The following is a 16,913-nucleotide window of genomic DNA, read 5'->3' on the forward strand; positions in this document are numbered from 1 at the left end:
GCGGGGAGTGGCAGTGGTGACCAAGCCGAAGGTCGTTCTGGGGGTCAGCGGCGGCATCGCCGCCTACAAGGCCTGCGAGCTGCTGCGGCGGCTCACCGAGTCGGGCCACGACGTCCGCGTCGTCCCCACCGACTCCGCCCTCCACTTCGTCGGCGAGGCCACCTGGTCCGCGCTCTCCGGCCACCCCGTCTCGACCGAGGTGTGGGAGAGCGTCCACGAGGTGCCGCACGTCCGGATCGGCCAGGCCGCCGACCTCGTCGTGGTCGCCCCCGCCACCGCCGACATGCTTGCCAAGGCCGCCCACGGCCTCGCGGACGACCTGCTCACCAACACGCTGCTCACCGCCCGCTGTCCCGTCGTCTTCGCCCCCGCCATGCACACCGAGATGTGGGAGCACCCGGCGACCCAGGAGAACGTGGCGACCCTGCGACGCCGGGGCGCCGTCGTCATCGAGCCGGCCGTCGGCCGCCTCACCGGCGTCGACACCGGCAAGGGCCGGCTGCCCGACCCGGCGGAGATCTTCGAGATCTGCCGGAGGATCCTCGCCCGCGGCACCGCCGCCGCCGACCTCGTCGGCCGGCATGTCGTGGTCAGCGCCGGCGGTACCCGGGAGCCCCTCGACCCGGTCCGCTACCTGGGCAATCGCTCCTCGGGCAAGCAGGGCTACGCGCTCGCGCGGTCCGCCGCCGCCCGGGGGGCCAGGGTCACGCTCGTCGAGGCCAACACCGGCATCCCCGACCCGGCGGGCGTCGACGTCGTCCACGTCGGCACCGCCGTCCAGCTCCGGGAGGCCGTACTCAAGGCCGTCGCCGACGCCGACGCCGTGGTCATGGCGGCCGCCGTGGCCGACTTCCGCCCGGCCGTCTACGCCACCGGGAAGATCAAGAAGAAGGACGACGGCGGAGCGCCCACCGTCGAGCTCGTCCGCAACCCCGACATCCTCGCCGAGATCTCCGCCGACCGCGCCCTGCCGGGACAGGTGGTCGTCGGGTTCGCCGCCGAGACCGACGACGTCCTCGCCAACGGCCGCGAGAAGCTCCGCCGCAAGGGCTGCGACCTCCTCGTCGTCAACGAGGTGGGGGAGCGCAAGACCTTCGGCTCCGAGGAGAACGAGGCCGTCGTGCTCGCCTCGGACGGCGCCGAGACCCCCGTACCGTACGGTCCGAAGGAAGCGCTCGCGGAGACGGTCTGGGACCTGGTCCTGCCGCGGCTGCGCGCCTCGACCTGACGCATCTCGTGCCGAGGGGACCACGAATCCAGCGGGGCGCGTGTGATGTACGCCCCATCAGGGGCTTCACCCGCCGCGAAGCGGCCGGATTCACCCGCTCAGGGCATTCGCCAGGCGAGACACCTGGTCCATCCCACGACCACGACCGATAGACTGTCCGCGGAACGTCTTGGGGCGCAGCCCCCTGCCGGTCCGTCAACGAAGAGCCAGCAGCCGCTGCAACCCCAGGGAGCGTTGTGTCCCGTCGTCTGTTCACCTCGGAGTCCGTCACCGAGGGACACCCCGACAAGATCGCTGACCAGATCAGCGACACCATCCTCGACGCACTGCTGCGGGAGGACCCCACCTCGCGCGTCGCCGTCGAGACGCTGATCACCACCGGCCTCGTGCACGTCGCCGGTGAGGTGACCACCAAGGCGTGGGCGGACATCCCGACCCTCGTCCGGAACAAGATCCTCGAGATCGGCTACGACTCCTCGAAGAAGGGCTTCGACGGCGCCTCCTGCGGCGTGTCGGTGTCCATCGGGTCTCAGTCCCCGGACATCGCCCAGGGTGTGGACACCGCGTACGAGAAGCGGGTCGAGGGCGATGAGGACGAGCTGGACAAGCAGGGCGCCGGCGACCAGGGCCTGATGTTCGGCTACGCGTCGGACGAGACCCCCGAGCTGATGCCGCTGCCGATCCACATCGCGCACCGGCTCTCCCGCCGGCTCACCGAGGTCCGCAAGAACGGCACCATCCCGTACCTGCGCCCCGACGGCAAGACCCAGGTCACCATCGAGTACGACGGCGACAAGGCCGTCCGCCTCGACACGGTCGTGGTCTCCTCGCAGCACGCGTCCGACATCGACCTGGAGTCGCTGCTCGCGCCCGACATCCGCGAGTTCGTCGTCGAGCACGTGCTCAAGCAGCTCGTCGAGGACGGCATCAAGCTCGACACCGACGGCTACCGCCTCCTGGTGAACCCGACCGGCCGCTTCGAGATCGGTGGCCCGATGGGCGACGCCGGCCTCACCGGCCGCAAGATCATCATCGACACCTACGGCGGCATGGCCCGCCACGGTGGCGGCGCCTTCTCCGGCAAGGACCCGTCCAAGGTCGACCGCTCGGCCGCCTACGCCATGCGCTGGGTCGCCAAGAACGTCGTCGCCGCCGGCCTCGCCGCGCGCTGCGAGGTCCAGGTCGCCTACGCGATCGGCAAGGCCGAGCCCGTCGGTCTCTTCGTCGAGACCTTCGGCACCAACACCGTCGACAACGAGAAGATCGAGAACGCCATCGCCGAGGTCTTCGACCTCCGCCCGGCCGCGATCATCCGTGACCTCGACCTGCTCCGCCCGATCTACTCCCAGACCGCCGCCTACGGCCACTTCGGCCGCGAGCTGCCGGACTTCACCTGGGAGCGCACGGACCGCGTGGACGCCCTGAAGCAGGCCGCCGGCCTGTAAGGCCCCGGACGCACGTGACCGAAGCCCGGCACCCATGAGGGTGCCGGGCTTCGGCGTGCCCGGCTGTCGGTGGCGTCTGGTAGGTATGGGGCTGTGAGCAGCGAGAAAGAGAATCCCGACGAGACCGCTGAACCCGAGCAGCTCGCGCTCATTCGGGAGACCGTGCGGACGGCGAAGGTGCCGCGGGCGAAGCCGCGGACCTGGCGGGGAGCCGCGCTGGCCAAGGAGCTGCCCGTCGCGCGGGTCGTCGTGAACAAGGGCTCGCTCCATCTCGACCAGTTCTTCGACTACGCGGTCCCCGAGGAGCTGGACGAGGCCGCCCGGCCCGGGGTGCGGGTGCGGGTGCGGTTCGGCGCGGGGGCGCACCAGGTCAAGAACGGGCGCCGGGAGGGCGGGCGGCTCATCGACGGCTTCCTCGTCGAGCGCCGTGCCACCTCCGACTACTCCGGGCCCCTGGCCGCGCTCGCCGACGTCGTCTCACCGGAACCGGTCCTCGGCCCCGACCTGCTCGGACTCGCCCGCGCCGTCGCCGACCGGTACGCCGGAAGCCTCGCCGACGTTCTCCAGCTCGCCGTGCCGCCGCGCAGCGCCCGAGCAGAGGGGCGGCCCTCGCCGGAGCCGCTGCCGCCGCCCGCCGCGCCGGAGCCGGAGAGCTGGACGCGGTACGAGCGGGGGCCCGCGTTCCTCGACTCCCTCGCGCGCGGGGGGACACCCCGGGCCGTGTGGAACGCGCTCCCGGGGCCGCACTGGGCCGACGAGATCGCCCGCGCCGTCGGCGCCACCCTGGCCTCCGGCCGGGGCGCCCTCGTCGTCGTGCCCGACGGTCGTGCGGCGGGGCGGGTCGACACGGCGCTGACCACGGTCCTGGGGGAGGGGCGGCACGCCCTGCTCACCGCCGAGGCGGGCCCCGAGAAGCGGTACGCGCAGTGGCTCGCCGTGCGGCGCGGCGCGGTACGGGCCGTCGTCGGCACCCGGGCCGCGATGTTCGCCCCCGTCCGGGACCTCGGCCTCGTCGTGATCTGGGACGACGGCGACGGCAGCCACAGCGAGCCGCACGCCCCGCAGCCCCACGCGCGCGAGGTCCTGCTGCTCCGCGCCGCCCACGACCGCTGCGCCTTCCTCCTCGGCAGCACCGGCTGCACCGTCGAGGCCGCCCAGCTCGTCGAGTCCGGCTGGGCCAAGGCGCTGTTCGCCGGACGCGAGCAGGTCCGCAGGGCCGCGCCGCTGATCCGGACCGTGGGCGACGGCGAACTGGCCCGCGACGAGGCCGCGCGCGCCGCCCGGCTGCCGTCGCTGGCCTGGCAGACCGTACGCGAAGGACTCAAGACCGGGCCCGTCCTCGTCCAGGTGCCCCGCCGGGGGTACGTCCCGAGGCTCGCCTGCGAGCGGTGCCGGACGCCCGCCCGCTGCCGCCACTGCGCCGGGCCCCTGGAGGCCCCCGAGCAGCAGGAACTGCACTGCGGCTGGTGCGGGCGCGGCGCCTCCGACTGGCACTGCGTGGAGTGCGGCTCGACCAGGCTGCGGGCCCAGGTGGTCGGCGCGCGCCGGACGGCGGAGGAGCTCGGCCGGGCGTTCCCGGCGGTGCCGGTCAGGACCTCGGGACGGGACCACATCCTGGACACCGTGCCCGGGCGCCCCGCGCTCGTCGTCTGCACCCCCGGCGCCGAGCCGGTCGCCGAGGGCGGCTACGCGGCCGCGTTGCTCCTCGACGGCTGGGCCATGCTCGGCCGGCCGGATCTCCGCGCGGGCGAGGAGGCCCTGCGCCGCTGGATCGACGCGGCCTCGCTCGTACGGGGCCAGCCCGACGGCGGCACCGTGGTCGTGGTCGCCGAGCCGACGCTCCGGCCCGTCCAGGCGCTCGTCCGCTGGGACCCGGTCGGGCACGCCCAGCGCGAGCTGGCCGAACGGGCCGAGCTGGGCTTTCCGCCCGTCTCCCGGATGGCGGCGGTCACCGGCCCGCCGGAGGCCGTCGAAGGCCTCCTGGCGGCGGCCGGGCTGCCCGCCGACGCCGAGGTGCTCGGCCCGGTGCCGCTGCCGGTGGTCCGCCCCGGCGGGCCCCGGAGGCCGGGCGACCCGCCGCCGGGCGAGCAGTGGGAGCGTGCCCTGGTCCGCGTCCCGCCGGGCAGCGGTGCGGCTCTGGCGACCGCGCTCAAACAGGCCAGGGCGGCCCGGCTGACGCGGGGCGGCGGGGACCCGGTACGGATCCGGGTGGACCCGCCGGACATCGGCTGAGGCCTTCGCGTGCGCGGCACATGGGACGGCCGCCCGCCCCTGATGGGGACGGACGGCCGTACGGCGCGCCCGCGGGCAGCCGTTGCAGGTCAGCCGTGCGCGGGTCAGCCGTTGCGCGGGCCGGGGAAGGCCGATGTCCGCGGCTCCTCGCGGAGCGATGCGCTGCCCGAGGTCGGCTGCGGGGGCATCGAGCGGGCGGCGGGCACCGAGGGGAGCGTGCGGGCCGCGCTCGGCTCCACGATCGGGTCCTGGTCGATGCCGACGCCCGGCTGAGGGGCGCGCCGGGCGCCGTAACGGCGGTGGACGGCCTGCTTGGTGACTCCGAGCGCGGAGCCCACCGCGTCCCAGGAGAAGCCGAGCGAGCGGTCGAAGTCGACCGCGGCGGTCACCAGGGTCTCGACGCTGTCCCGCAGCTCCTGGGCGAGACGGACGGTGGGGGCGGGGGCCCGCCCGTAGACGACGAAGCCCGTGGACGGGCCGGAGCGGCGAGGGCGGTAGACATTGCCCAGCTGGGCCGTGAGCGTGCGCAGTGCGTCCACCTGCCGCCGGACCCGCTCGATGTCCCGCACCAAGAGGTGCAGACTCGCCCGAGCCTGGGCGTCGTGGGTTGCGTGGTCGGCCATGTGAAAGCCTCTCGAACCGGCATGTAAGGGGAAGGGCCGCAGGGGGGAACGGCGACCCGATTCGGTCAATCTCTCTTGACCAACGCGCCACCCGGGGTTGGGTCACGCTGCGGGGGCGTACACGCATATGCGCGGGGCGCTCGTCCTTCCGTACGCCCCCTCCGTCAGGGGCGCCCAGGGTGTTGTCCGGCTGTTCAGGGCCCCGGCGCGGAGCGGCCGGGCGCGCCCTAGACTGGTGCGCTGCCCGTAAAGCCCCCGGAGAGACAGGCAGTCGACACTCATGAAGCTCGTCTTCGCAGGCACCCCCGAGGTCGCCGTTCCCGCCCTGGACGCCCTGCTCGCCTCCGGCCGGCACGAGGTGGCCGCTGTCGTCACCCGGCCGGACGCCCCGGCGGGGCGCGGCCGGCGGCTCGTCGCCAGCCCGGTCGCCCAGCGGGCGGAGGAGGCGGGGATCGAGGTCCTGAAGCCGGCCAGGCCCCGCGACGAGGAGTTCCTCGCCCGCCTGCGGGAGATCGCCCCGGACTGCTGCCCGGTCGTCGCCTACGGCGCGCTGCTGCCCAAGGTCGCCCTCGACATCCCCGCCCGGGGCTGGGTCAACCTGCACTTCTCGCTGCTGCCGGCCTGGCGGGGCGCGGCGCCCGTGCAGCACTCGCTGATGGCGGGCGACCAGGTGACGGGCGCGTCGACGTTCCTGATCGAGGAGGGTCTGGACTCGGGCCCGGTCTACGGCGTCGTCACCGAGGACATCCGGCCGACCGACACCAGCGGCGACCTGCTCACCCGGCTCGCGTTCGCGGGTGCCGGGCTGCTCGCCGCGACCATGGACGGCATCGAGGACGGCACGCTCAAGGCGGTCCCGCAGCCGATCGAGGGCATCACCCTCGCCCCGAAGATCCAGGTCGAGGACGCCCATGTCGACTTCGCCGCGCCCGCTCTCCGGGTGGACCGCGTGGTCCGCGGCTGCACGCCGGCCCCCGGTGCCTGGACGGTCTTCCGCGGCGAGCGCCTCAAGCTGATCCAGGTCACCCCGCTGCCCGACCACACCGATCTGGCCCCGGGGCAGCTCGCCGCGGGCAAGAACAACGTCTACGCGGGCACCGGCTCGTACGCCGTGGAGCTCCTCTGGGTCCAGCCCCAGGGCAAGAAGCCGATGAAGGCGGCCGACTGGGCGCGCGGCGTCCGGATCGCACCGGGCGAGGTCCTCGGGGTCTGACCGTGCTGCTGCCGATCCCCGAAGGGCCCTGGTGGGACTGGACGGTCCGCCACTACGACGGCAGTCGGCTCACACTGGTCGCCGGCCACGACCTCTCGTACCACCACGGGCTCGAGGTCGTCTTCACGGACACCCTCTACGTCCGGTGCCCGATGGACTTCATGGATCCGGAGTTCCGCGCTCCCACTCCGGAGGAGCGCGCGGAGGTCGCCCGTCTCGTCGGCGACGAGCCGCCCGTGCTCGTCGCCTTCGAGGCGGACGGCGGCGGCACGGAACCGGCGGTGTGCCTGATCGCGGCCGAGGCCTGGGCGATCCGCCAGGGGCGTTTTCCCCGGCAGGCGTCGGCAGACGTAGGCTTGGGGGGTTCGACCTCGTCATTTCGTCACGCGGAGCACCTTTGAGCGAGCAGGCACGTCGCCGTCCCCACAAGCCCTACCGGCGGCCCCAGAAGGACCCCGTCCGGATGCTCGCCTTCGAGGCGCTGAGGGCGGTGGACGAGCGGGACGCCTACGCGAACCTGGTGCTGCCGCCGCTCCTCAAGAAGGCCCGCGAGGGCGGGAACTTCGACGGGCGGGACGCGGCGCTCGCGACCGAGCTGGTCTACGGGACGCTGCGCCGCCAGGGCACGTACGACGCGATCATCGCCGCCTGCATCGACCGGCCGCTGCGCGAGGTCGACCCGCCCGTCCTCGACGTGCTCGCGCTCGGCGCCCACCAGCTGCTCGGCACCCGCATCCCCACTCACGCCGCCGTCTCCGCCAGCGTCGAGCTGGCGAGGGTCGTGCTGGGCGACGGGCGGGCCAAGTTCGTGAACGCCGTCCTGCGGAAGATCTCGCAGCAGGACCTCGACGCCTGGGTGGCGCAGGTCGCCCCGCCGTACGACGCCGACCCCGAGGACCACCTCGCCGTCGTCCACTCGCACCCCCGCTGGGTCGTCTCGGCGCTCTGGGACTCCCTCGGCGGCGGCCGCGCCGGGATCGAGGACCTCCTGGAGGCCGACAACGAGCGCCCCGAGGTCACCCTCGTCGCCCGTCCCGGCCGCTCCACCACCGGCGAGCTCGCCGAGGCCACCGAGACCCTGCCGGGCCGCTGGTCGCCGTACGCCGTCCGGATGGCCGAGGGCGGCGAGCCCGGCGCCATCGAGGCGGTCAAGGACGGCCGGGCCGGCGTCCAGGACGAGGGCAGCCAGCTCGTCGCGATCGCCCTCGCGAACGCGCCCGTCGAGGGCAGCGACGCCCGGTGGCTCGACGGATGCGCCGGGCCCGGCGGCAAGGCCGCCCTCCTCGCCGCCCTCGCCTCCGAGCGCGGCGCCGCCCTGCTCGCCTCCGAGAAGCAGCCGCACCGCGCGCGCCTCGTCGAGCGCGCCCTGGCCGGCAACCCCGGCCCGTACCAGGTGATCGCCGCCGACGGCACCCGCCCGCCGTGGCGCCCCGGCTCCTTCGACCGGGTCCTCATGGACGTGCCCTGTTCGGGCCTCGGCGCGCTCCGCCGTCGCCCCGAGGCCCGCTGGCGCCGTCGCCCCGAGGACCTGGACGGCTTCGCCCCGCTCCAGCGCGCCCTGCTCACGGAGGCGCTGAGCGCGGTCCGCGTCGGCGGTGTCGTGGGGTACGCGACCTGCTCGCCGCACCTGGCCGAGACCCGGGTGGTCGTCGACGACGTCCTGAAGAAGGTCGGCGGCGCCGAGCTGATCGACGCCCGCCCGCTGCTGCCGGGGGTACCGGCGATCGGCGACGGACCGGACATCCAGCTCTGGCCGCATCTGCACGGCACGGACGCCATGTATCTGGCGCTCATCCGCCGCACCGCGTGACGCCGGGTTCGTCCGACCCTTCGATCGCCTGACCGTAATCTCCCGGTCTGCGCCGGTCCCGGCTCGTCACTTCGCACCGAAAATGGTCTGGACCGCATCCGAAACCGCTCGGCGGCAAAGAAGTACCCAAGAACGTGGGAGGCTTGGCACATGGCGCAGATCAACCCCAGCATCCTGTCCGCGGACTTCGCCCGGCTCGCCGATGAGGCGAAGGCCGTCGACGGGGCCGACTGGCTCCACGTCGACGTGATGGACAACCACTTCGTGCCCAACCTGACCCTGGGTGTGCCGATCGTGGAGTCGCTCGCCCGCGCGACCGACACCCCCCTCGACTGCCACCTGATGATCGAGGACCCCGACCGCTGGGCGCCCCAGTACGTCGAGGCGGGCGCCGGTTCGGTCACCTTCCACGTCGAGGCGGCCGCCGCGCCCGTCCGTCTCGCGCGCGAGATCCGGGCCAAGGGCGCGCGCGCCTCGATGGCGCTCAAGCCGGGCACGCCCATCGAGCCGTACGAGGACCTGCTCCCCGAGCTCGACATGCTGCTGATCATGACCGTCGAGCCCGGCTTCGGCGGCCAGGCCTTCCTCGACATCATGCTGCCCAAGATCCGTCGTACCCGTGAGCTGATCTCCAAGCACGGCCTGGAGCTGTGGCTCCAGGTCGACGGCGGGGTCGCCGAGTCCACGATCGAGCGGTGCGCGGAGGCCGGCGCCGATGTCTTCGTGGCGGGGTCCGCGGTCTACGGCGCGGCCGACCCGGCCGCCGCCGTCGCCTCGCTGCGGGCCCGCGCGGAGGCCGTGACGGCGACCGCCCCGTGGGCGTGTGGCCACTGAGCCTCCGGCTGATGAACGCGGTCCGTCGGGCCGTCGACAGGACTGATCAAGGCCCGCCGTATCTGACAGGATGGACGGCGAGTCCAGAGTGTGAACGACAGCGGTACGCGAACAGCGGTACATGAACGTCGGTACGTGAACAGCGGTACGTGAACAGGTGAGGAGATCGCGGTGGCGGGTATGTCGGCGGGACGGTCAGCCCTGCGGATGGGCCCCGCGGAGCTGGTGCAGGCGGCGGCCATGGCCCGTCGCTTCTACCTCGAGGGCAAGTCCAAGATCCAGATCGCCGAGGAGTTCGGCGTGAGCCGCTTCAAGGTGGCCCGGGTCCTGGAGACCGCCCTGGAGCGCGATCTCGTACGCATCGAGATCCGCGTACCGGCCGAGCTGGACGCCGAGCGCTCCGACGCGCTCCGTGCCCGCTACGGGCTCCGCCACGCCGTCGTCGTCGAGTCCCCGGCGGAGGGCGAGGACGAGTCGCCCGACCCGGAGAACCTCGGCGAGGTCGCGGCCGACCTGCTCGGCGAGCTGGTCACCGAGGGCGACGTCCTGGGCCTGGCCTGGGGACGCTCCACCATCCACATGGCGGCGGCGCTCGACCGGCTGCCCCCGTGCACCGTCGTCCAGCTCACCGGTGTGTACGACGCAGGGACCGCCGAACGCGGCTCCGTCGAGGCCGTACGCCGTGCCGCCCAGGTCTCCGGCGGCGAGGCGCACCCGATCTACGCGCCCATGCTGCTGCCCGACCCGGCGACGGCGGCCGCGCTGCGCAGCCAGACCGGTATCGCGCGGGCCTTCGAGTACTTCGACAAGGTGACCGTCGCCTGCGTCTCCATCGGCTCCTGGGAGCCGGGCATCTCGACCGTCCACGACATGCTCTCGGACGAGGAGCGCGCCCACTACGCCTCGCTCGGCGTCGCCGCCGAGATGTCCGCGCACCTCTTCGACGCCGAGGGGCGCCGGGTCGGCCGCGATCTGGGCGAGCGCTGCATCACCGTCGAGGCGGACCGGCTGCGCCGGATCCCCGAGGTCGTGGCCATCGCGGGCGGCCAGCGCAAGGCGGCGGCGATCGGCGCGGTGCTCCGCTCCGGCCTCGTCACCAGCCTGGTCACCGACCGCGCCGCGGCGGACTACCTGCTCACCGAGTCCAGCCCGGGTACGCACCCGGCGCTCGACCGGACGGACCCGGACGGCGTCTGAGCGAGGCCGCCGTCAGCCGAGTCGATCGAGGGCCGGAGCCATCCCGTAACGGTATGTTCGGGACATGTCGCTCCGGCCCTCGCGCATGCTCCTCGCGCTCGTCCTCTGTGTCCTCCTGGCCGGGTGTTCCTCGTCGAGCGGCGGCGGCGCTCCGGCCGCTCCCGCTCGCACCACCGCCACGGCCCCGGCCGCCGCACCCACCGGAACCTCCGGACTGCCCACCGTGCGGGCCGCCGACCTGCCGCCCGAGGCGCGGCAGACCCTCGGCCTCATCGCGCGCGGTGGCCCCTTCCCGTACGCCAAGGACGGCGCCGTCTTCTCGAACTTCGAGCGGATCCTGCCCCGCGAACAACGCGGCTACTACCGCGAGTACACCGTGAAGACCCCCGGCGAACGCGACCGCGGGGCGCGCCGGATCGTCACCGGGCGGGACGGCGAGATCTACTGGACCGACGATCACTACGAGAGCTTCCGGGAGGTGATCACGGATGACAATTGACGATCCCGTCGTCCTCGACCTGACCGGTGTCAGGGACAAGGCCGGACTCATGGACCGGTGCGCCACCGTCCTCGCCCTGCCCGACTGGTTCGGCCGGAACTGGGACGCCCTCGCCGACTGCCTCGGCGACCTGCCGGAGCCGGTCACCCTGGTCGTCACCGGCTGGCGGGAGTACGCCGAGGCACACCCGCGCGAGTGGCGGACCGCCCAGGACGTCTTCGCCACAGCCGTGGACGAACGCCCCACCCACCTCACGGTCCTCGTCGCCCTGGGGGAGGCTTTCGGAGGATCCGACGAAGCCTCTGCCGCAAGCCTCGGATGATTCGCCCGGGGCTGGTATGCGTACGGGCGTGGGACAATGAACTACGTGCTTTTTCCCCTGGCTGAAATGCCTAGGGGCCGATCCGAACGACTGGGATGTCAGCACGTGCGTTTCCTCAATGACGTCAAGCCGCCCTACGACCTGACGTACGACGATGTGTTCATGGTGCCGAGCCGCTCGGCCGTCGGTTCCCGCCAGGCGGTGGACCTCTCCTCGCCGGACGGAACCGGGACCACGATCCCGCTGGTCGTGGCCAACATGACCGCCATCGCCGGCCGCCGTATGGCCGAGACCGTCGCCCGCCGGGGCGGACTGGTCGTCATCCCGCAGGACATCCCGATCGAGGTCGTCACCGACGTCATCTCGTGGGTCAAGAGCCGTCACCACGTGCTCGACACCCCGATCGTCCTGACCCCGCACCAGACCGTCGCCGACGCGCTCTCGCTGCTGCCCAAGCGGGCGCACGACGCCGCCGTCGTCGTCGACGAGGACCGTCGTCCGGTCGGTGTCGTCACCGACGCCGACCTGTCCGGGGTGGACCGCTTCACGCAGCTCTCCGAGGTCATGTCGAAGGACCTGCTGCTCCTCGACGCCGACATCGAGCCGCGCGACGCGTTCAACAGGCTCGACCACGCCAACCGCCGCTACGCCCCGGCCGTGGACAAGGACGGCCGTCTGGTCGGCATCCTGACCCGCAAGGGCGCGCTCCGCGCGACGCTGTACACCCCGGCCACCGACGCCGACGGCAAGCTGCGCATCGCCGCCGCCGTCGGCATCAACGGCGACTTCGTGGGCAAGGCCAAGCAGCTGCTCGACGCGGGCGTCGACACGCTCGTCATCGACACGGCGCACGGCCACCAGGAGTCGATGATCGCCGCGATCAAGGCCGTGCGCGCCCTCGACCCGCACGTCCCGATCGTCGCCGGCAACATCGTCGCCGCCGAGGGTGTGCGCGACCTCATCGAGGCCGGCGCGGACATCATCAAGGTCGGTGTGGGCCCCGGCGCCATGTGCACCACGCGCATGATGACCGGCGTCGGCCGCCCGCAGTTCTCCGCAGTCCTGGAGTGCGCCGCCGAGGCCAAGAAGTTCGGCAAGCACGTCTGGGCCGACGGTGGCGTCCGGCACCCGCGCGATGTCGCCATGGCGCTCGCCGCCGGCGCGTCCAACGTGATGATCGGCTCCTGGTTCGCCGGGACGTACGAGTCCCCGGGCGACCTCCAGCACACCGCCGACGGCCGCCCGTACAAGGAGTCCTTCGGCATGGCCTCGGCCCGCGCCGTGCAGAACCGCACGAGCGAGGAGTCGGCCTACGACCGCGCCCGCAAGGGTCTCTTCGAGGAGGGCATCTCCACCTCGCGGATGTTCCTCGACCCGTCCCGTCCGGGTGTCGAGGACCTGATCGACTCGATCATCGCGGGCGTCCGCTCCTCCTGCACCTACGCCGGTGCCGGCTCGCTCGCCGAGTTCGAGGAGAAGGCCGTGATCGGCATCCAGTCCGCCGCGGGCTACGCCGAGGGCAAGCCGCTGCACGCCAGCTGGAGCTAGTCCCGTCACGTGGTGACTTGAGCGGGCCCCCGGGAAATCCTTCCCGGGGGCCCGCTGTCGTCCCGTACGGTCGCCGCATGGATCATGTGGACCGTACGGAGATCCGGCCCTGCCGCGCCGCCGACCTGCCCCTGCTCGACCGGCACCTCCCCGCGCCCGGGGCGCCGACGCGCCACGCGGACCGCTTCGCGCGCCAGGAGGCCGGGACGGGCACGTACCTCCTCGCCTGGCGGGGCGGGGTCCCCGTCGGCCACGGGCAGGTCCGCTGGGACGGCTGCGCGGCCCCCGAGGTGCGGGCCGCGGCCGGGGAGTGCCCGGAGTTCAACGGCCTCGACGTACGGGCGGAGCTCCGGGGGCAGGGCATCGGCACGGCCCTGGTCCGCGCGGCCGAGGAGCTGGCGCGGGAGCGCGGTGGAGGCGTCCTGGGGCTCGGGGTGGGGCACGACAACCCGCGAGCGGCGGCGCTGTACACGCGGCTCGGGTACGCGCCCGTCGTCGCCTACACGGACCGCTGGAGCTGGACGGACGCGGACGGGCGCACGCACGACGAGGCCGATCCCTGCACCTTCCTGGTCAGGGACCTCACGGCGTCCGACGCCTGAGCGGAGGCTCCAGGACGCCTCCCAGGGCCTCCGCGACCGCCGTGGCGATCCTGGCGTGGCCCCGGTCGTCCGGGTGCAGGCCGTCCGCCAGGTGCTCAGGGCCGAGCAGGGGCCGTCCCGACAGGACCAGGAGGCGGGCGTCGCCCTCGGCCGCCAGGTCCCGGCCGGCCCGCTCCATGGCCCTGCGCAGCTCTGTGAGGGTCGCTCCGAGGACGTTGCGGGTGTGCTCGGCCTCCGGGCGCAGCACGGGCGAGACGATCAGCAGCGGGGTGTCCGGGTGGCCCCGGCGGACCAGGCCCACGAAGGCCCGGACGGTGGCGTAGAGCCAGTCGGCCGTCGCGGGCACCGTGGACCAGCAGTTGGTGCCGAACGCGAGGGTGATCACCTCGCCGGGGAGCCGCGCCAGGTGTTCGGCGAGCGGGAGTTCGCCGCGTGCCCCGCCCGCGTACCCGAGGTTCACCGCGTCGAGACCGAGGAGCCGTCCCGCCGTGGCGGGCCAGGAGTGGGCCGGGCGGGTCGACCACCAGCCCTCGGTGATCGAGTCGCCGTGGACCAGCCAGCGGGGCTGCGCGGGAGCGGGGGAGAGGGCCCCGCCGAGGGCCCGCAGGGCGAGCGGCACCGGCGCCTGGCCCTCGGGGAGGTGGACGGTGAAGACGCCGCCGCCCGGGGGCAGCGGGAGCGTGACGGTGGCCTCGGGGGCCGGGGCGGCGCAGGCCTCGCCGACGAGCCGCGTACCGCTCCAGAGGGCGAAGCAGTGGCGGAGCGCGGCGAGCGCGTCGTCGGGTTCCGGGACGGCCGCCCGGTAGCGCAGCAGCACCGCGCGCGTGCCGGGGGCGGCCGTGAACTCCAGCCGTACGCCGATGGGCAGCGCGGCCCGCTCGGCGATGTCCCACGGCAGCCGTTCCAGGTCCTCGGGGTCGGCGCGCACCGGCCGGTTCCCGTCCAGCCAGGCCGTACCGCGCAGGAACGGCGCCGGGTCGAGCCAGCCCACCTGGGCCTCCGATCGGGGGGTCGTCGTGGCCTCGCAGCGTGGGTCACGGGGCACGAGGAGTCAATGCTCGCAGGAGACCGGTTCACACCCCCAATGTGTGGATTCATGCGGGGGAGCGCAATGTTTCCCCGTCTGCGCCCCAAGCGCGCAATGATCATCTGGCAGTGCGCAACAACCCTGCATTACGAGTGCGAAGCTCTGCCCCTTAGGCTCGTGCCTCGTACCAGGAGTGGCGCGGACCGCCTGCTCGGCGGTTCCCCTCCCCCGTGGGCCTTTTTCGGCACGCCCACGTACCGCTGCGGTCCCACGTCACGACGACAGGCAGCGATAAGGAGCCTCCGCAGTGCTGGACCACGGCGCAGCCCCACCGGTCGAGGAATCGACCACCCGCAAGACCTCCGCTCTCGGCGCACTGACCCGGCGCAAGCCGGTGGAACAGCTGGTCGCAGAGGGTGGGCAGGGCGAGGGTGGCAATCTCCGCCGCTCGCTCTCCATGTGGCAGCTGACCATGATCAGCATCGGTGCCACGCTCGGCACGGGCATCTTCGTCGTCCTCGGCGACGCCGTTCCGAAGGCCGGCCCCGCGGTCACCATCGCCTTCGTCATCGCCGGCCTCACGGCCCTCTTCTCCGCCCTCTCGTACGCCGAGCTGGCCGGATCCATACCGGTCGCGGGCTCCTCCTACTCGTACGCGTACGCAACGATGGGTGAACTCGTCGCCTGGGTCTGCGGCTGGTGCCTGGTCCTGGAGTACGGCGTTTCGGTCGCCGCCGTGGCCGTCGGCTGGGGCGAGTACCTCAACGAGCTGCTCGACGGCACGATCGGCGTCACGCTCCCCGCGGCGCTCTCCTCGGCCCCCGGCGAGGGCGGTTTCATCAACCTGCCGGGTCTGATCGTCGTCCTGCTCGCGATGGTCTTCCTCCTCGGCGGCGCCCGCGAGTCCGCCGTCGTCAACACCATCATGGTCTTCGTGAAGATCGCCGCGCTCGTGCTCTTCTGCGCCATCGGCTTCATGGGCTTCAAGTCCGGCAACTACGCCGACTTCATGCCGCTCGGGATGGCCGGCGTCAGCGCCGCCGGAGCCAGCCTCTTCTTCTCGTACATCGGCTTCGACGCCGCCTCCACCGCCGGTGAGGAGGCGAAGGACCCGAAGCGTGACCTGCCCCGCGCGATCATGCTCTCGCTGCTGATCGTCACCGTGCTCTACGTCCTGGTCGCGGCCGTCGCCGTCGGCGCGTGGAACTGGAAGGACTTCGAGGGTTCCGAGGCCTCGCTCGCCGCGATCATGAACGACGTCAGCGGCCAGAAGTTCTGGGGCACCCTGCTCGCCGCCGGCGCCGTCATCTCGATCGCCAGCGTCGTGCTCACCGTCCTCTACGGCCAGACCCGCGTGCTCTTCGCGATGTCCCGCGACGGCCTCGTGCCCAAGGTCTTCGGCAAGGTCGACGGCAAGACCGGCACCCCCCGCGTCAACACCGTGATCGTGTCGCTGTTCTGCGGCGCCCTCGCCTCCGTCATCCCGCTGGGCAAGCTCGTCGACGCCACCAGCATCGGCACCCTGTTCGCCTTCGGCCTGGTCAACATCGCGGTGATCGTGCTGCGCCGCACCCGCCCGACCATGGACCGCACCTTCCGCGTGCCGCTCGGCTGGACCTTCCCGATCCTGGGCTTCCTGTTCTGCGTGTACAACATGTTCAGCCTGGACTCGATCACCTGGGTGGTCTTCGGTTGCTGGATGGCCGCGGGCCTCGTGTTCTACTTCCTGTACGGCATGCGCCGCTCCCGACTGGCCATCGCGCCGGCCGTGGCAGAGACCTCAGCAGAGAAGTGATCCACCCGTAGTGCGACTCAACGACCTCGACGAACGCATCGTCCACGCCCTCGCGGAAGACGCCCGCCGCAGCTACGCCGACATCGGCTCGCTCGTCGGACTCTCCGCCCCCGCCGTGAAGCGGCGTGTGGACCGGCTCCGCGCCGAGGGCGCCATCACCGGATTCACCGTACGGGTGGACCCGGCGGCGCTCGGCTGGGAGACCGAGGGGTTCGTCGAGATCTACTGTCGCCACAACACCTCGCCGGACGACATCCGGCGAGGTCTGGAGCGGTATCCCGAGGTGGTGTCCGCGTCGACCGTCACCGGTGACGCGGACGCCGTCGTCCAGGTCTTCGCCTCGGACATGCGCCACTTCGAGCGGGTCCTGGAGCGGATCGCGGGCGAGCCCTTCGTGGAGCGCACCAAGTCCGTCCTGGTGCTGTCGCCGCTCCTGCGCCGCTTCTCCTCGGGTTCGCCCGCGTAGCCCTGCGGGGACGCCGGCTGTCGGGGCGGTGCGGGCCGTGGTACCCGCACCGCCCTTCGCCCGCCCACCCCC

General features: G+C 73.0%; 16 protein-coding genes. 14 read left to right on the plus strand and 2 right to left on the minus strand.

Features of this window, described 5'->3' with window-relative positions; translation table 11 throughout:
* Positions 1-16: 16 nt before the first annotated feature.
* The 3 genes from coaBC (at position 17) to N5875_RS31965 (ending at position 4,905) form a co-directional block, all read left to right on the plus strand.
* A complete protein-coding gene (coaBC, locus tag N5875_RS31955; protein ID WP_338497666.1) occupies positions 17-1,228 on the plus strand; it encodes a bifunctional phosphopantothenoylcysteine decarboxylase/phosphopantothenate--cysteine ligase CoaBC in 1,212 nt (403 codons plus the stop codon).
* Positions 1,229-1,464: 236 nt separating this feature from the next.
* Positions 1,465-2,673 (plus strand): methionine adenosyltransferase, encoded by a 1,209-nt coding sequence (metK, locus tag N5875_RS31960; protein ID WP_318206762.1) that lies wholly within the window; start codon positions 1,465-1,467, stop codon positions 2,671-2,673.
* A 93-nt stretch (positions 2,674-2,766) separates the two neighbouring features.
* The gene (locus N5875_RS31965; RefSeq protein WP_318206761.1) at positions 2,767-4,905 is read left to right on the plus strand and encodes a primosomal protein N'; all 2,139 of its coding nucleotides are present in this window, start codon (positions 2,767-2,769) and stop codon (positions 4,903-4,905) included.
* 104 nt (positions 4,906-5,009) lie between these two features.
* Here the strand turns inward: N5875_RS31965 and N5875_RS31970 are convergent, their stop codons facing one another.
* Positions 5,010-5,528 (minus strand): hypothetical protein, encoded by a 519-nt coding sequence (locus N5875_RS31970; RefSeq protein ID WP_318206760.1) that lies wholly within the window; start codon positions 5,526-5,528, stop codon positions 5,010-5,012.
* A gap of 280 nt (positions 5,529-5,808) precedes the next feature.
* On the opposite strand from N5875_RS31970, the gene fmt reads away from it, so the two are divergent.
* The 9 genes from fmt to N5875_RS32015 all read left to right on the plus strand — a co-directional run bounded on the left by fmt (position 5,809) and on the right by N5875_RS32015 (position 13,553).
* Positions 5,809-6,741, plus strand: coding sequence for a methionyl-tRNA formyltransferase (gene fmt / locus N5875_RS31975; RefSeq protein WP_338497670.1), 933 nt, complete (start codon positions 5,809-5,811; stop codon positions 6,739-6,741).
* Positions 6,742-6,743: 2 nt separating this feature from the next.
* Positions 6,744-7,142: a hypothetical protein gene (locus N5875_RS31980; RefSeq protein WP_338497672.1), complete on the plus strand. Its 399-nt coding sequence runs from the start codon at positions 6,744-6,746 to the stop codon at positions 7,140-7,142.
* Positions 7,139-8,551 (plus strand): transcription antitermination factor NusB, encoded by a 1,413-nt coding sequence (locus N5875_RS31985; RefSeq protein ID WP_318206757.1) that lies wholly within the window; start codon positions 7,139-7,141, stop codon positions 8,549-8,551. Before N5875_RS31980 ends, N5875_RS31985 begins: the two co-directional genes overlap by 4 nt.
* Positions 8,552-8,701: 150 nt before the next feature.
* Entirely contained in the window at positions 8,702-9,385 is a 684-nt protein-coding gene (gene rpe, locus N5875_RS31990; RefSeq protein WP_318206756.1) for a ribulose-phosphate 3-epimerase, read from the plus strand.
* A 180-nt stretch (positions 9,386-9,565) separates the two neighbouring features.
* The gene (locus N5875_RS31995; protein WP_030316333.1) at positions 9,566-10,582 is read left to right on the plus strand and encodes a sugar-binding domain-containing protein; all 1,017 of its coding nucleotides are present in this window, start codon (positions 9,566-9,568) and stop codon (positions 10,580-10,582) included.
* A 64-nt stretch (positions 10,583-10,646) separates the two neighbouring features.
* The gene (locus N5875_RS32000) at positions 10,647-11,081 is read left to right on the plus strand and encodes a ribonuclease domain-containing protein (protein ID WP_318206755.1); all 435 of its coding nucleotides are present in this window, start codon (positions 10,647-10,649) and stop codon (positions 11,079-11,081) included.
* Positions 11,071-11,403, plus strand: a complete 333-nt coding sequence (locus N5875_RS32005; RefSeq protein WP_318206754.1) for a barstar family protein — start codon at positions 11,071-11,073, stop codon at positions 11,401-11,403. The genes N5875_RS32000 and N5875_RS32005 overlap by 11 nt, the downstream gene beginning before the upstream one ends.
* A gap of 105 nt (positions 11,404-11,508) precedes the next feature.
* A complete protein-coding gene (locus tag N5875_RS32010) occupies positions 11,509-12,951 on the plus strand; it encodes a GuaB1 family IMP dehydrogenase-related protein (protein ID WP_338497675.1) in 1,443 nt (480 codons plus the stop codon).
* A gap of 77 nt (positions 12,952-13,028) precedes the next feature.
* Positions 13,029-13,553, plus strand: a complete 525-nt coding sequence (locus N5875_RS32015) for a GNAT family N-acetyltransferase (protein WP_318206752.1) — start codon at positions 13,029-13,031, stop codon at positions 13,551-13,553.
* Here the strand turns inward: N5875_RS32015 and N5875_RS32020 are convergent.
* A complete protein-coding gene (locus N5875_RS32020; RefSeq protein WP_318207358.1) occupies positions 13,534-14,544 on the minus strand; it encodes a GDSL-type esterase/lipase family protein in 1,011 nt (336 codons plus the stop codon). The genes N5875_RS32015 and N5875_RS32020 overlap by 20 nt on opposite strands.
* 343 nt (positions 14,545-14,887) lie before the next feature.
* Between N5875_RS32020 and N5875_RS32025 the strand changes: the two genes are divergently transcribed.
* Positions 14,888-16,375 (plus strand): amino acid permease, encoded by a 1,488-nt coding sequence (locus N5875_RS32025; protein ID WP_338497677.1) that lies wholly within the window; start codon positions 14,888-14,890, stop codon positions 16,373-16,375.
* A 10-nt stretch (positions 16,376-16,385) separates the two neighbouring features.
* Positions 16,386-16,841 carry an Lrp/AsnC family transcriptional regulator gene (locus tag N5875_RS32030; protein WP_015032260.1) on the plus strand — a complete coding sequence of 152 codons (456 nt, stop codon included), beginning with the start codon at positions 16,386-16,388 and terminating at the stop codon, positions 16,839-16,841.
* Positions 16,842-16,913 lie beyond the last annotated feature (72 nt).

Origin of the sequence: Streptomyces sp. SJL17-4, from assembly GCF_036826855.1 — a bacterium.
In the GTDB taxonomy this organism is placed as follows: domain Bacteria; phylum Actinomycetota; class Actinomycetes; order Streptomycetales; family Streptomycetaceae; genus Streptomyces.

Coding starts and splice junctions, on each gene's coding strand:
- N5875_RS31970 (WP_318206760.1), bottom strand. CDS start 5,528: ATGGCCGACCACGCAACCCACGACGCCCAGGCTCGGGCGAGTCTGCAC.
- fmt (WP_338497670.1), top strand. CDS start 5,809: ATGAAGCTCGTCTTCGCAGGCACCCCCGAGGTCGCCGTTCCCGCCCTG.
- rpe (WP_318206756.1), top strand. CDS start 8,702: ATGGCGCAGATCAACCCCAGCATCCTGTCCGCGGACTTCGCCCGGCTC.
- N5875_RS31995 (WP_030316333.1), top strand. CDS start 9,566: ATGTCGGCGGGACGGTCAGCCCTGCGGATGGGCCCCGCGGAGCTGGTG.
- N5875_RS32000 (WP_318206755.1), top strand. CDS start 10,647: ATGTCGCTCCGGCCCTCGCGCATGCTCCTCGCGCTCGTCCTCTGTGTC.
- N5875_RS32005 (WP_318206754.1), top strand. CDS start 11,071: ATGACAATTGACGATCCCGTCGTCCTCGACCTGACCGGTGTCAGGGAC.
- N5875_RS32015 (WP_318206752.1), top strand. CDS start 13,029: ATGGATCATGTGGACCGTACGGAGATCCGGCCCTGCCGCGCCGCCGAC.